The organism is Pseudomonas sp. S2_A10 (assembly GCF_054668465.1).
Window position 1 is genome coordinate 5,742,815 of record NZ_CP162773.1, and the last position, 13,042, is coordinate 5,755,856.

The following is a 13,042-nucleotide window of genomic DNA, read 5'->3' on the forward strand; positions in this document are numbered from 1 at the left end:
GTTCGCCGAGTTCGTCCTGGCTGGTGATGTTCAGGCGTCGGGTCAGGTCGCCCTCGCCCGCCGCGATATCATCGAGGTTGGCTTTCATCAGGGTCAGCGGGCGCAGAATGGTGTTGGCCAGCAGCATGCCCGCCGCCGCGATCACCAACAGCACCAGCACCGCAACGCCGACAATGCTCAGCACCACGCCTTGCACGCGCTCCTGCACTTGCGCCTCGACCTGCGCCACTTGCGCTTCGATGCCGTCGAGGTTGACCGAGGTACCGACCGCCATGTCCCACTTCGGCAGGTATTCGGTGTAGCCGAGTTTCGGCACCAGCACCTTGGCGTTACCCGGCAGCGGCGAGCTGTATTGCAGATAGTGGGTGCCGTCCTTGGCCACTTTGACCAGGCCGAGGTTGACGTAGACGCCGTTCGGATCGCGGTTGTCCTTGAAGCTTTTGCCCACGCCGTCGGGGTCGTTGGCCTTGAACAGGCGCACGGTTTCGGAGTCGTAGCCGAAGAAATAGCCGTCCTTGCCGTAGCGGATGCCCGAGAGCAACTTGATCGCCTGCGCCCGCGCCGCGTCGTCGCCCGGTGCGGCGGCGTCGTACAGCGGTTTGATCGTGGTCATGGCCACGGCGACGTAACTTTGCAGGGTGGCTTTGGCGTCGCTGAGCAGCCGCTCGCGGGTCTGTTCGACCTCCTTGCGCGCCTGTTCCTGGAGGATGAACAGCGTGGTCACGCTGATGACCAGCGCAAAGAGCAGCACCGGCAGAACGGCAAGGGACAGGACTTTAGCCTTGAGACTCAGGCGCATCGGGGGACTCACTCTTTTGATTTTGTTGGCGTGGTTAAAGGCTTTAACGGCACGCCGGGGCAAAAGTTGAGTCTTGAAACATCGCCGCCCCCCCCTGTGGGAGCGAGCCTGCTCGCGAAAGCGTTGGCTCAGCAACCTGTGTGTCGACTGACACGACGCCTTCGCGAGCAGGCTCGCTCCCACATGGGGCAATTGTGGATTTTTTAGAGAACCATCGCCGCAACCCAGCCAAACACCAGCAGCGGCAGGTTGTAGTGCAGGAAGGTCGGTACGACGGTGTCCCAGATGTGGTGATGCTGGCCGTCGATGTTCAGGCCCGAGGTCGGGCCGAGGGTCGAGTCCGAGGCCGGCGAACCGGCATCGCCCAGCGCACCGGCAGTGCCAACGATGCAGACGATGGCGATCGGGCTGAAGCCCAGTTGCACGCACAACGGCACGAAAATCGCTGCGAGAATCGGCACGGTGGAAAACGACGAGCCGATGCCCATGGTTACCAGCAAGCCCACCAGCAGCATCAACAAAGCCCCGACGCCTTTGCTGTGATTGATCCAGGCCGCCGACGATTCGACCAGCGTCTGCACCTGCCCGGTGGCCTTCATCACTTCGGCAAAGCCTGAGGCGGCGATCATGATGAAGCCGATCATCGCCATCATCTTCATGCCTTCGGTGAACAGGTCATCGGTCTCGCGCCATTTGACGATGCCCGACACCGAGAAAATCAGGAACCCGACCAGAGCGCCGATAATCATCGAGTCCAACAGCAACTGCACGACAAACGCCGAAGCGATGGCCACACCGGCAATCATCAGGCTCAGCGGGTTGTAGTGCACCGCCGTCTGCTCGACCTGTTCGATCTTCGCCAGGTCATAAACGCGCTTCTTGCGATAGCTGATAAACGCCATCGCCAGGCCGAAAACCATGCCCAGCGCCGGAATGCCCATGGCGTGGGTGACATTGATGCCGCTGATGTCGACGCCGCTGCGGGCGACGTTGGCCAGCAGGATTTCGTTGAGGAAGATGTTGCCGAAACCCACCGGCAGAAACATGTACGGGGTGATCAGGCCAAAGGTCATGACGCAGGCGATCAGACGGCGATCGAGTTGCAGCTTGGTCAGTACATATAGAAGTGGCGGCACCAGCAGCGGAATGAACGCGATATGGATCGGCAGGATGTTCTGCGAGGCAATCGCCACCACCCACAGCAGGCCGATCAGCAGCCATTTGACGTTACCGCCGCCGGTTGCGTGCTGCCGATCCACCATCGCCAAAGCCTTGTCGGCCAGCGCATGGGCCAGGCCGGACTTGGCGATTGCCACGGCGAACGCGCCGAGCAAGGCGTAGGACAACGCCACCGTCGCGCCGCCGCCCAGACCGCTGTTGAACGCCTTGAGTGTTGCGTCGATGCCCAGACCGCCGGTCAGGCCACCGACCAGCGCCCCGACGATCAGCGCGATCACCACATGCACGCGCGACAGGCTGAGGATCAGCATGACGCCGACGGCTGCTATGACTGCATTCATTTCACTACCTCAAAAAACACTGCGGGTGAAAACACACCGCCAGACAGGATGAGTCCGCCCGGCGCTGGCCGGCGGATTTGTATGAAGGGTCTTATTAGAGGGCGCGCACTGTGCCGCAGAGTGGCGGCGGTGTCAAAGCCCTGTGGCGAGGGGATTTATCCCCGTTGGGTGGCGAAGCCGCCCCCGGCAAACTTTAAATCAACCCTGTACGCAGGTGTCACGACTGCTTCGCAGCCGAACGGGGATAAATCCCCTCGCCACAGGACTACAGGACCACAGGACCACAGGACCACAGGACCACAGGACCACAGGACCACAGGATCACAGGACCACAGGCCCCGCATGCGGCAATCGGTCATATTGCGCTCACGGCATAAAGAAAGCCGAAACGCGGCCGCTACAGTGCAAAGTCTCAGATATTTATCGGATAAGGATGTTTTCCATGTCGCTCAGACAACTTTCCATCCAGTGGAAAATCACCCTGCTCGCCGGCCTCTGCCTGGCCGGTATCGTGACCCTGTTGGTCGGTCTTTCGCTGTATCGCATGGAACACAGCTCGGCGCTGGTCAAGGCCTCGAGCATGGAGATGCTCACCGAGTCGGCGCAGGCGCGGATCGAATCGCAAGGTGAAGTGCAGGCTGCCGGCATTCGTCAGCAATTCATGGACGCCTATCAGTACGGCCACGGTTTCTCGCGGCAGGTACTGTTTTTGCGTGAGCAGGCCGAGAAGCGCTTTCTCGATGCCTTCGATCTGCGCGAGGACATGACCCGTCAGGTCAAATCCGCGCTGCAAGCCAACCCGGACCTGCTCGGCCTGTCGCTGGTGTTCGAAGCCAATGCGCTGGACGGCAAGGACGAACTGTTCGCCGATCAGGCTGAACTGGGCAGCAACGACAAGGGCCGTTTTGCCCTGTACTGGTCGCAGCCGACCCCGGGCAAAGTCACTTCGATGGCGCTGCCGGAAAGCGACATGAGCGACACCAGCACCGGCCCCAGCGGTCAGGCTGCGAATGCCTGGTTCACCTGCCCGCGCACCACGCTCAAACCCTGCGTGATCGAGCCGTACTTCTATGTCATCGATGGCCAGAAAGTGCTGATGACCAGCATCGTCTTCCCGCTGCAGGTCAATGGCAAAGTCATCGCCTCGCTGTCAGTCGACATCAACCTCAATAGCCTGCAAGCGATCAGCCAGAACGCCAGCCGCAAGCTTTACGACGGTCAGACCGCCGTCAGTATTGTCAGCCCCGCCGGCCTGCTCGCCGGTTACAGCCCGGATGCCGGCAAACTCAGCCAGCGCCTGGATGCGGTAGATCAGGCCAGCGGCAGCGAGTTGCTGCGCCTGCTCGCCTCGAGCACTGGCGTGAGCAGCCTGCACAGCAATGGCCAGTTGAAAGTGCTGTCGCCGTTCCAGCCGATTCCCGATGGACCGGCGTGGGGTGTGTTGCTCGATGTGCCGGAGAAAGTCCTGGTCAGCCGCGCCGAAGCGCTCAAGCAGCAACTGGATGCGAGCAATACCTCAGGCACGCTGATCGAACTGAGCCTGGGCCTGTTCGCCGCGCTGATCGGTCTGTTGCTGGTGTGGCTGATGGCGCGCAGCGTGACCAAGCCGATCCTCGGTGTGGCGCACATGCTTGAAGACATCGCCAGCGGCGAAGGCGACCTGACCCGGCGTCTGGCCTACGACAAGCAGGACGAGCTCGGCCAGTTGGCCGGTTGGTTCAACAAGTTCCTCGACAAGTTGCAGCCGATCATCGCCGAGGTGAAGCGCTCGGTGCAGGACGCGCGCAACACTGCCGACCAGTCCTCAGCCATCGCCACCCAGACCAGCGCCGGCATGGAGCAGCAATACCGTCAGGTCGATCAGGTCGCCACCGCTTCCCACGAAATGAGCGCCACCGCCCAGGACGTCGCGCGCAGTGCCGCCCAGGCCGCCGAAGCCGCCAAGGACGCCGACCGCGCCACCCGCCAGGGTCTGACCGTGATCGACCACACCACCGCGAGCATCGACACCCTCGCCGCCGACATGAGCGCAGCGATGGTTCAGGTCGAAGGCCTGGCCGCCAACAGCGAGAAAATCGGCACGGTGCTGGAAACCATCCGCGCCATCGCCGAGCAGACCAACCTGCTCGCACTCAACGCCGCCATCGAAGCCGCCCGCGCCGGTGAAGCCGGACGCGGTTTTGCTGTGGTCGCCGATGAAGTGCGCAACCTCGCGCGCCGCACTCAGGAGTCGGTGGAGGAAACCCGCCAGGTCATCGAGCAATTGCAGAACGGCACGCAGGAAGTGGTCGGTGCGATGGGCAACAGCCATCGTCAGGCCCAGGGCAGCGTTGAGCAGGTGGGCCAGGCTGTCACGGCGTTGCGGCAGATCGGCGATGCGGTGACGGTGATCAGCGACATGAACCTGCAAATCGCCAGTGCTGCCGAAGAGCAGAGCGCAGTGGCTGAAGAGATCAATAACAACGTGGCAACGATTCGCGATGTGACCGAGTCGCTGTCCGGGCAGGCCAATGAATCGGCGCGCGTGAGCCAGTCGCTCAACAGCCTGGCGAATCAGCAGCAGCGGTTGATGGATCAGTTTCGCGTTTGATGCACAAGTGCGGGGTGTCAGTTCCAATCCCCCCTCACCCCAGCCCTCTCCCCCCAAGGGGGCGAGGGGGAAAGGGAGCCGATCTTCATGCCATTCAAGTCCTGAGTTCGACTCGGATTTCAAGTGGGTGCATCTCTCAAGAACAACACAATCAGTCCCCTCTCCCTCTGGGAGAGGGTTAGGGTGAGGGGCTTTTCAAGGGCTCACCGCCGAGGCAGTTCAATCACCACTTTCAACCCGCCCCACTCGCTTTCGCCCAACACCAGCAAGCCACCCCACGTTTCGACAATATCCCGCACGATCCCAAGGCCGAGCCCATGCCCGTGGGTCTGCTCATCCAGCCGCGTGCCACGGCTGAACACCTGAGTGCGCTGCTCTTCGGGAATCCCCGGGCCGTCATCTTCCACGCTCAGGGCAAAGCCGTCAGACCGTTCGATTACACTCAAGCGCACCTCGGCATCGGCCCATTTGCAGGCGTTGTCGAGCAGGTTACCGAGCAGTTCGAGCAAATCCTCGCGGTCCCACGGCAGCTGCAAACCCGGCGGTGCGACGTAGCTCAGGGCCAGATGCTCGCCGTGAATCATGTTCAGCGTCGCCAGCAACCCCGGCAACTCGGCATCGCAATCAAACAACGCGCCGGGCAGCGCATCCCCCGCCAACCGCGCGCGATTGAGTTCGCGATTGAGGCGCTGCTGCACCTGCTCCAGTTGTTCCTTGAGGATCCTGCGCAGCTCGGGATGGTCATCGAGCTTGTCGCTGGAGGCCAGGCTGAGCAGCACCGCCAACGGGGTTTTCAGCGCGTGGCCAAGGTTGCCCAAGGCATTGCGCGAGCGCTTGAGGCTGTCTTCGGTGTGGGCGAGCAAATGGTTGATCTGCGCCACCAGCGGTTCCAGCTCCACCGGCACCTGATCGTCGAGTTGCGAGCGCTGGCCCTGCTGCAACTGAGCGATCTGCTCGCGCGCGCGTTCCAGCGGTTTCAGCGCGCGGCGCACGGTCAGGCGTTGCAGGAACAGGATCAACAGCAACGCCGCCAGCCCCAGACCGAGGCCGATCTGGCGCATGCGCTGGAAGCTGTCGCTGACCGGCGTGTAATCCTGGGCGACGCTGATCGAGATCGACTGACCCAGGCGTCGATAGTCCGAGCGCAGTATCAACAAGCGTTGCCCGTCCGGGCCAAGTTGCAGATTGCTGTGCAGCCCCGGGTGTTGCAGCAGCGGCAGTTCCTGATCCCACAGCGAGCGCGAACGCCAGTGGCTGTCGGAGAAATCGATGCGAAAGTAGTGCCCGGAAAACGGCCGCTGATAGGCCGGCGACAGATGCCGCTCATCCAGCTGCAAACCTTGCGGGCCGCGCACCAGCGCTACCAGCAGGCTTTCGCTGTCGTTGCGCAGGCCGGCTTCGAGGTAGCGCTGCAAACCGACTTCGAACAACCACAGGCTGGTTTGCGCCAGCACCAGACCGACCACCACCATCACGCTGATCAGACCCAGGCTCAAACGGCGCTGGATTGATCTCATGAAGCTTGCCCGCCGAACAGGTATCCCTGACCGCGACGGGTTTCGATCACGCTTTTGCCGAGCTTGCGCCGCAGGTGATTGACGTGGACTTCGAGGACGTTGGAGTCACGCTCGGTCTCACCGTCGTAGAGGTGTTCGGCGAGGTGGCTTTTCGAGAGGATCTGCTCGGGGTGCAGCATGAAATAGCGCAGCAGACGGAATTCAGCGGCGGTCAGCTGGATGTCGGCGCCGTCGCGAACCACGCACTGGCGGCCTTCGTCCAGATGCAGGCCGGCGGCTTGCAGGGTCGGCTGGTTGGCCTGGCCCTTGGAGCGGCGCAACAGTGATTGAATGCGCAGGTACAGTTCTTCCGGGTGGAACGGTTTGGTCAGGTAATCGTCAGCGCCGGCCTTCAGCCCTTCGATGCGCTCGGCCCAGGAGTCGCGCGCGGTAAGGATCAGCACCGGAATCGCCAGACCGGCCGCGCGCCACTGCGCCAACACGTCCAGCCCCGGCACGCCGGGCAGGCCGAGATCGAGGATGATCAGGTCATAGGGCTCGCTGCTGCCCTGATACACCGCGTCACGACCATCGGCCAGCCAATCCACCGCGTAGCCTTGGCGTTGCAGGCCGGCGAGCAATTCGTCGGCCAGCGGTACGTGGTCTTCCACCAGAAGCAAACGCATCGATCAATCTTCCTTGTCTTTGACTAACTCGCCGGTATCGGCCTTCAGGTGCAGCTCGCGCGCCACGCCTTCGACCGTCAGCAATTCGACTTCGTAAATGTACACGTCGTGTTTTTCTTCCAGCTCGACTTCCAGCAGTTTGGCGCCGGGGTAGCGATCCATGGCCTGCTGCAGCACTTGCTCCAGCGGCAGGATCACACCATCGCGACGCAGGGCCAGCGCCTCGTCCTGATCGAGGTCGCGAGCCATGGCCGTACTGCACAACAACACCAGCGCCAGCGCCGTCAGGCGGGTGGCGCGACTATTCAGCTTCATTACGTATCCTGATGATCCCTGAGCACTTCACCATCGACCGCGTTCAACTCCAGATCCCACTTCAGCCCTTTCGGGTCGCGCAGTTCGATCTGGTAAATGAACTTGCCGTACTCTTCCTCCAGCTCGGTTTCGGTGATTTCCGAACCGGGGTGTTTTTCCAGGGCGATGGCGTTGAGCTTCTCGAAGGAGACGATAGTACCAGCGTCGCGCAAACGAAGCGCTTCGTCAGGTCCGAGATCGCGCGCCAGCGCAGTGTTGGCGCCAAGGCCGAGGATCGAGGCAGTGGTCAGGGCAGTCAGGGTTTTCATGGTGTCTCCGAATTCTTATATGTTGCTTACGGTGGGCACCATAGCGAGGTCAACTTAACTGAAACTGAATGGCCATCATTGTGCCCCACTGTTGGCAAGATTCCCTGTGGGAGCGAGCCTGCTCGCGAAGACGGAGTGTCAGCTGCAGCGATGTTTCTGACCCGCCGCTTTCGCGAGCAGGCTCGCTCCCACACTGGTTTTGCGTCTGCCCCGTTTGTGGGACAGGCTCACTCCTACATGGGCCTGCAACATGTGCTTATAATCGCCAGCTTGCTAACGATCGAGACCGGTATGACCGCCATCCACATCAAGTTTCCCGCCCTCACCCTCAAGGCCGGCCCACGGGCCATGGCGCGGATTCGTACGCAGGGTTTGCACGCCGCGGACGTCGGCACCCTGCCCGGTGCGGCCGGTGGGCCGAAGGCGCTGGGGATTCAGGGGCTGGATCTGGCGTTGTTCGGCGAGTGGCTGCCGGGTGCGCCGCGTGAGCGTTCGCTGATCGGCGCCTCGGTGGGTTCCTGGCGCTTCGCCAGCGCCTGCCTGCCGGACGCCGCCGAAGGCATTCGCCGCCTCGGTGAGCTGTACGCCGAGCAGCATTTCAACAAAGGCGTGACCATGGCCGAGATCAGCCAGAGCTCGCAGCGCATGCTCAATGACCTGCTCGACGGCCGCGATGCGAGCATCCTCGAGAACGCCGATTACCGCTTGAACATCATGGTGGTGAAAAGCCAGGGCCGCCTCGCCGAAGACCATCGCGGACGCCTCGGTCTGGCGCTGGGTTCGGTGATCGCCGACAACCTGCGCGGCCGTGCACGGCTGTCGCGACACTTTGAGCGGCTGATCATCCACGATCCACGCCTGGCGCCGCCGCTTGATGCCTTGACCGATTTCCCCTCGCGTTTCGTTGCCCTCAATACCGGCAACCTGCGCCAGGCCCTGCTCGCTTCCGGGTCGATTCCGATGGTGATGGAAGGCGTGCGCGACCTGCCCGGCGCCGGCGCGGGTACGTTCCGTGACGGCGGTTTGCTCGACTACCACCTCGACCTGCCCTACAGCGGCGACGGCATCGTGCTCTATCCGCACTTCACCGATCGGGTGATTCCCGGCTGGTTCGACAAGACGCTGCCATGGCGCCGCGCTTCGGTGCAGCGTCTGCAGGATGTGCTGCTGGTCGCGCCATCGAAGGAATATCTGGCGCGCCTGCCCTACGGCAAACTGCCCGATCGCAACGACTTCAAACGCTTCATGGGCGATGCGCCGGGCCGGCAGAAATACTGGCACGCGGCGATGGACGAGAGCCGGAGACTGGGTGACGAATTCCTCGAGCTGACGGCCAACGGTCGCCTCGCCGACCGCTTGCTGACCCTTTAGTCAGCACGGCCAAAGACAAGCTGATAAACTCGCCGCCTGCCCGAATCGCTGCGGCGAACGCCATCTGAACAGAGCCGAAAATACCGTGGAAATCTTCAAAGATTCCACGGTAGCCTCCCGCCTAAAACCCCTCCGTTTCACAACCCCCCACGTAACCGCTGATACATAAGCCGATCAAGTACCAAGCTGTACCGTGCGATACCTTCCCAGTGGCAAAGACTTAGTACATCATCCAGTACATTGAGATCAGAAAGCAGAGGATGTACTAGTGGCAATCTCGGACACTGCGGCCAGGCAGGCCAAGCCGAAGGGCAAGGCATACACAATCGCCGACTCCTTGGGACTCTCCCTCTATATAGCCACAAGCGGCATAAAAAGCTGGCACTTTCGATTCACTTGGCTTGGTAAACAGGCGCGGATTTCATTCGGTACTTACCCGGATACAGGCCTAAAGGAAGCGCGCGCGCGTCGAGACGCCGCACGGGAAGACATTGCCAGCGGGATTGACCCGCGCAATTCGAGAAGGGAGAAAAAGGCCGAGATGATCGAGGCCGGGGGCCGGACCTTTCGTCGTGTTTACGACGAGTGGCTGGCATTCAGGAAGGGGAGCATTTCGCCTGGGACATACCGAATCATCAGCAACTTGATGGAACTGGATGTACTACCGGTGTTCGGCACACGGCAGATCGACTCCATCAAGCGCGCTGACGTCATCAGCTTGATACGCAAGATTGAGAAGCGCGGCTCGGTGGCCACCGCCGTCAAGGTGCGTCAGCGAACAGGACAGGTTTTCAGCTATGCCATTGCAATTGGCTTGATCGACGTCAACCCTACCGCAGAGATGCACGCAGTCACTGAGCGCATGGGCCAGCACAAGCCTCACCCCTTCCTGCCTTTCAGCGAAATGCCGAAAACGATAGCGGCTGTTCAAGAATCATCATCAGGTCAGCAGCTTCGAGCGGCATTCATGTTGATGATCTACACCGCGTCTCGCCCGGGAGAGGTACGTCGCGCCGAATGGTCGGAGATCGATCTCGATGCCGCCGTATGGACGACCCCCGCCGCCAAAATGAAGATGCGCAGAGACCACTCGGTGCCTCTGCCTACTCAGGCGGTCGACCTTTTAAAAGCAATGCTGCCGATCACGGGACATCTTCGTTACGTTTTCGTCAATCGAAGTGACTCGACGATGCCGATCGGCACCAACTATGCCAACAACGTTCTGGACGCCTGCGGCCTGACCGGAAAGCAGTCTCCACACGGTTTCCGCCATCTCTTTTCAACCGAGATGAACGGGAGGGGCTATAACCGAGACTGGATCGAGCGTCAGCTTGCGCACGCAGACAGCAGCTTCATCCGCGACGTTTACAACCACGCTTCCTATCTCGAGCAGCGACGGGCAATGATGCAGGAGTGGGCTGATCTGGTGACGCCCGAGCGAGCTTAAGCGGATTGCCCGTGATCACGAATACTGTGAGTGACCACGCCCCACACTTCAAACGTGTCGCCTTCGAGGATGTGCCGATCCGGGTAGCCACGGTTGGCCGACCTCAGGACAGGCCGGCCGTGCACGTAGCTGAGAAACTTCACTGCTGGCTCTTGGTTGATTACGCCGATGACAATGTTGCCAGCAACCGCCTCTCGCCCCCTGTCCACCACCAGCAAATCGCCGCTGAAAACGCCGGCGCCTTTCATGCTGTCGCCCTCGCACATCACCAGGTAAGTACCGGGATCTCGAATGTTCAGTAATTGATCGAGGGATATTTCGAGATGGTCAGGGGCGTTCATGGTCGGCTCGGGGCTGTATGGGCAAACAGTATTCTATGCTGATACGCCTTTTGTGTAAGAGCTGTTCGTCCGCAACTGATCAAGGTACATCCTTGAAGAAGATGTGGTGGCCAAGCCTGAGTGTCTGCTTGGCCTTCGCCGCCCATGCCGGCGCCTTGATGCTGGTGGCGTAATAGTGCGTGGCGCCGCCGGTTGGGTCCGGCACCTTGCCGTCGATCACTTGGTCAGCAGCAATCCGACACTGCGCCAGCTCGCGGAACGGGATTTCCTTCACGCCGATCAGGAACTGATAGTTCGGGTCAGTCTTGTTCCAGCAGCTGAACTGCCACGGCTTTTGGCAGACGCCGGCATAGCCTTCGCCCCACCATGACTTCTCCTTTCCGTCGAACACGCGGTTGCGGATCGTCCATGCTACGGCAATCTGGCCGGCAGTCCCTTCGCCGCGAGCTTCGCCCCACAGCGTGCGCGCGAGGATGTCGCGATCTCGTTCGTTTACAGGCATGTGCTTTTCTCCAGGCAAAAAAATACCCGCTCAATGGCAGGTTGCGGTTGGCTTATGCGGCTGGGCGCCACGGCCTGTTGGCTGGTTCGGGGAATCCCTCTGCCCCTTCCTTCCAGTTCCTGACTCGGGTTCGATAGCCTAGCCACTGTTCACGCGTTCCCGGGAGCGCATCGGCCCCCTCCTCCAGCGCCATCAACTGGTCGTTGATCTCCAAAATCTCGGTAGCTCGCCATTCCTCCTCAATGCGCGATGCCTCGCGCAGCGCATCCGCAGCGGCACTCGCATTTATGAGCCACTGCGGAATCTCCTCAGCGAAAGTTTCCCCGTCCTGCAGCTCCATGTCGGGGTTAATCGCTCTCCAGCCGGTAGCTGTAATTGCATAAGGCATATTCGTCACCTGTCGAAGTAGTAGCCGAGCGTGTAGATGTAGGCGAGGTTCGAAGAAGACGTCCAATAGGTGATGGTCCTATCGTCAGCGATACGGCAGGTTCCGTTCTGCACCGTCCCCGCTGAAACGAACACCTGCCACCCTACCGACGCCGCCGTGCCAGCGTCGGATGGCGTGAACTGCGCGATACCGCCCGAGCTTGTCTGGAAAGAACCTGCCAACGTGTGCGCTGTCGTCGGGCAGCTTGCCGCTGTGCTGACGCTGCCGATCCCTGTTACCCCATTGAGAATTCGGAACGGCGCTATGGATGGGTTGCCGAACGTGTAACTCATCGACGAATCGAGCGGATGGTGATGAAACTTGTAGATGTTGTTCGCCGCTCCTACCAGCAGCGAGCCGATGTAACGGCGTGAGTTGTCCCCTGTTTTCTGGTGTGCCTGGTTGTAATAACGTAAAGGCACCGTGGCGGCCTGCTCGATATCGCCGGCAGCGGTCAGGTAAACATGGATAAAGCTGTTGGCCGCCCCCGATGGCGTGAAAGTGCCGCCTGCGTAACTAACAACCTTGTTGACCGACGGGATGTACGCACTGCCCGCTCCAACGCTGATCGACGTAGCTGACACCCAGCCGAGCGTTAGTCCGTCGATGTAGCCCCGGCCAACGCCGAGCGCTGCAGCTGCTCCGGCCGAAGCAGCGGCGCTGAGTGCTGAGTTTGCCGCAGCGTCCTTGTAACCAAGGGCAGCCTGTTCCGATTGTCCGGCGTTGGTTGCGGACGTACCGGCAGCATTCTTATAGTTAAGCGATGCCGCTTCGGACTGCGCCGCCGCGTTTGCCGAAAGACCCGCCGCATTTTTATAATCCAACGATGCAGTTTCGGATTGACCAGCAGCGGCTGCCGACTGAGCTGCCGTGTTTTTGGAAGAAAGCGCGGCCGCAGCCGACTCAGCCGCCGACTGCACGCTCTCCTCCAATCCATCGAGCGCATCGCCCACCTCAAGCGATGCCTGGCGGAGCGCGTCGGCGGTGGCTTTCAAATAGCCCTGCATCGGTGCGAGGGCGTAGGTTCCGCCCGCGACCGTAGATCCTTTGTACGGCGGCGAGATCGATAGAGCGGTATCGCTCGCGATGTTGGTGACCTCGTACAGCCCACTATCTGGGCCGATCCAAGCATCACCAACACGTGAGTTCGCGATGAAAGCCGTGCTGACACCCATCACCGCATTGGAATTTTGGGCAACAGAGACCGTTCCTGATTTGTACCAGGTCATGGATATTTTCC

At 61.1% G+C, this 13,042-nt stretch carries 12 protein-coding genes and 2 pseudogenes; 4 read left to right on the plus strand and 10 right to left on the minus strand.

Annotated features, from left to right (window positions below; genetic code table 11):
* Positions 1-22: 22 nt before the first annotated feature.
* Together AB4N41_RS25735 and AB4N41_RS25740 are read right to left on the minus strand one after the other, a co-directional pair.
* Positions 23-799: pseudogene (locus AB4N41_RS25735) on the minus strand (cache domain-containing protein); the annotation flags it as partial.
* A 203-nt stretch (positions 800-1,002) separates the two neighbouring features.
* Positions 1,003-2,319 (minus strand): Na+/H+ antiporter family protein, encoded by a 1,317-nt coding sequence (locus tag AB4N41_RS25740; protein ID WP_024013513.1) that lies wholly within the window; start codon positions 2,317-2,319, stop codon positions 1,003-1,005.
* Positions 2,320-3,946: 1,627 nt separating this feature from the next.
* Between AB4N41_RS25740 and AB4N41_RS25745 the strand changes: the two are divergent.
* Together AB4N41_RS25745 and AB4N41_RS25750 are read left to right on the plus strand one after the other, a co-directional pair.
* Positions 3,947-4,003, plus strand: a pseudogene (locus AB4N41_RS25745) (hypothetical protein); the annotation flags it as partial.
* Between the two features lie 201 nt (positions 4,004-4,204).
* Complete coding sequence (locus AB4N41_RS25750; protein WP_370695146.1) at positions 4,205-4,909, plus strand: methyl-accepting chemotaxis protein; 705 nt, start codon at positions 4,205-4,207, stop codon at positions 4,907-4,909.
* A gap of 203 nt (positions 4,910-5,112) precedes the next feature.
* Here the strand turns inward: AB4N41_RS25750 and AB4N41_RS25755 are convergent, their stop codons facing one another.
* The 4 genes from AB4N41_RS25755 to AB4N41_RS25770 are packed head-to-tail and all read right to left on the minus strand — an operon-like array spanning position 5,113 to position 7,714.
* Complete coding sequence (locus AB4N41_RS25755) at positions 5,113-6,426, minus strand: sensor histidine kinase (protein ID WP_150634871.1); 1,314 nt, start codon at positions 6,424-6,426, stop codon at positions 5,113-5,115.
* Positions 6,423-7,091, minus strand: coding sequence for a response regulator transcription factor (locus AB4N41_RS25760; RefSeq protein WP_016775412.1), 669 nt, complete (start codon positions 7,089-7,091; stop codon positions 6,423-6,425). The genes AB4N41_RS25755 and AB4N41_RS25760 overlap by 4 nt, the downstream gene beginning before the upstream one ends.
* A 3-nt stretch (positions 7,092-7,094) precedes the next feature.
* Positions 7,095-7,406 carry a PepSY domain-containing protein gene (locus AB4N41_RS25765; RefSeq protein ID WP_016775413.1) on the minus strand — a complete coding sequence of 104 codons (312 nt, stop codon included), beginning with the start codon at positions 7,404-7,406 and terminating at the stop codon, positions 7,095-7,097.
* Entirely contained in the window at positions 7,406-7,714 is a 309-nt protein-coding gene (locus tag AB4N41_RS25770) for a PepSY domain-containing protein (protein WP_016775414.1), read from the minus strand. The genes AB4N41_RS25765 and AB4N41_RS25770 overlap by 1 nt, the downstream gene beginning before the upstream one ends.
* A 291-nt stretch (positions 7,715-8,005) precedes the next feature.
* Here AB4N41_RS25770 and AB4N41_RS25775 point away from each other — a divergent pair, with 291 nt between their 5' ends.
* Together AB4N41_RS25775 and AB4N41_RS25780 are read left to right on the plus strand one after the other, a co-directional pair.
* Positions 8,006-9,085 (plus strand): patatin-like phospholipase family protein, encoded by a 1,080-nt coding sequence (locus AB4N41_RS25775; RefSeq protein ID WP_150634870.1) that lies wholly within the window; start codon positions 8,006-8,008, stop codon positions 9,083-9,085.
* Positions 9,086-9,353: 268 nt separating this feature from the next.
* Positions 9,354-10,532 (plus strand): tyrosine-type recombinase/integrase, encoded by a 1,179-nt coding sequence (locus AB4N41_RS25780; protein ID WP_460138196.1) that lies wholly within the window; start codon positions 9,354-9,356, stop codon positions 10,530-10,532.
* On the opposite strand, the gene AB4N41_RS25785 is transcribed toward AB4N41_RS25780, so the two are convergent.
* The 4 genes from AB4N41_RS25785 to AB4N41_RS25800 all read right to left on the minus strand — a co-directional run bounded on the left by AB4N41_RS25785 (position 10,529) and on the right by AB4N41_RS25800 (position 13,031).
* The gene (locus AB4N41_RS25785) at positions 10,529-10,873 is read right to left on the minus strand and encodes a LexA family protein (protein WP_460138197.1); all 345 of its coding nucleotides are present in this window, start codon (positions 10,871-10,873) and stop codon (positions 10,529-10,531) included. The two genes, AB4N41_RS25780 and AB4N41_RS25785, sit on opposite strands and share 4 nt — an antisense overlap.
* Positions 10,874-10,952: 79 nt before the next feature.
* Complete coding sequence (locus tag AB4N41_RS25790) at positions 10,953-11,375, minus strand: cell wall hydrolase (protein ID WP_460138198.1); 423 nt, start codon at positions 11,373-11,375, stop codon at positions 10,953-10,955.
* Between the two features lie 52 nt (positions 11,376-11,427).
* A complete protein-coding gene (locus tag AB4N41_RS25795; protein WP_460138199.1) occupies positions 11,428-11,763 on the minus strand; it encodes a hypothetical protein in 336 nt (111 codons plus the stop codon).
* 5 nt (positions 11,764-11,768) lie between these two features.
* Entirely contained in the window at positions 11,769-13,031 is a 1,263-nt protein-coding gene (locus AB4N41_RS25800) for a hypothetical protein (RefSeq protein ID WP_460138200.1), read from the minus strand.
* Between the last annotated feature and the right edge of the window lie 11 nt (positions 13,032-13,042).

Bases quoted from the DNA above. Each gene is read 5' to 3' on its own strand.
- AB4N41_RS25740 (WP_024013513.1), bottom strand. From the start codon at position 2,319: ATGAATGCAGTCATAGCAGCCGTCGGCGTCATGCTGATCCTCAGCCTG.
- AB4N41_RS25750 (WP_370695146.1), top strand. From the start codon at position 4,205: ATGAGCGCCACCGCCCAGGACGTCGCGCGCAGTGCCGCCCAGGCCGCC.
- AB4N41_RS25755 (WP_150634871.1), bottom strand. From the start codon at position 6,426: ATGAGATCAATCCAGCGCCGTTTGAGCCTGGGTCTGATCAGCGTGATG.
- AB4N41_RS25760 (WP_016775412.1), bottom strand. From the start codon at position 7,091: ATGCGTTTGCTTCTGGTGGAAGACCACGTACCGCTGGCCGACGAATTG.
- AB4N41_RS25765 (WP_016775413.1), bottom strand. From the start codon at position 7,406: ATGAAGCTGAATAGTCGCGCCACCCGCCTGACGGCGCTGGCGCTGGTG.
- AB4N41_RS25770 (WP_016775414.1), bottom strand. From the start codon at position 7,714: ATGAAAACCCTGACTGCCCTGACCACTGCCTCGATCCTCGGCCTTGGC.
- AB4N41_RS25775 (WP_150634870.1), top strand. From the start codon at position 8,006: ATGACCGCCATCCACATCAAGTTTCCCGCCCTCACCCTCAAGGCCGGC.
- AB4N41_RS25785 (WP_460138197.1), bottom strand. From the start codon at position 10,873: ATGAACGCCCCTGACCATCTCGAAATATCCCTCGATCAATTACTGAAC.
- AB4N41_RS25790 (WP_460138198.1), bottom strand. From the start codon at position 11,375: ATGCCTGTAAACGAACGAGATCGCGACATCCTCGCGCGCACGCTGTGG.
- AB4N41_RS25795 (WP_460138199.1), bottom strand. From the start codon at position 11,763: ATGCCTTATGCAATTACAGCTACCGGCTGGAGAGCGATTAACCCCGAC.
- AB4N41_RS25800 (WP_460138200.1), bottom strand. From the start codon at position 13,031: ATGACCTGGTACAAATCAGGAACGGTCTCTGTTGCCCAAAATTCCAAT.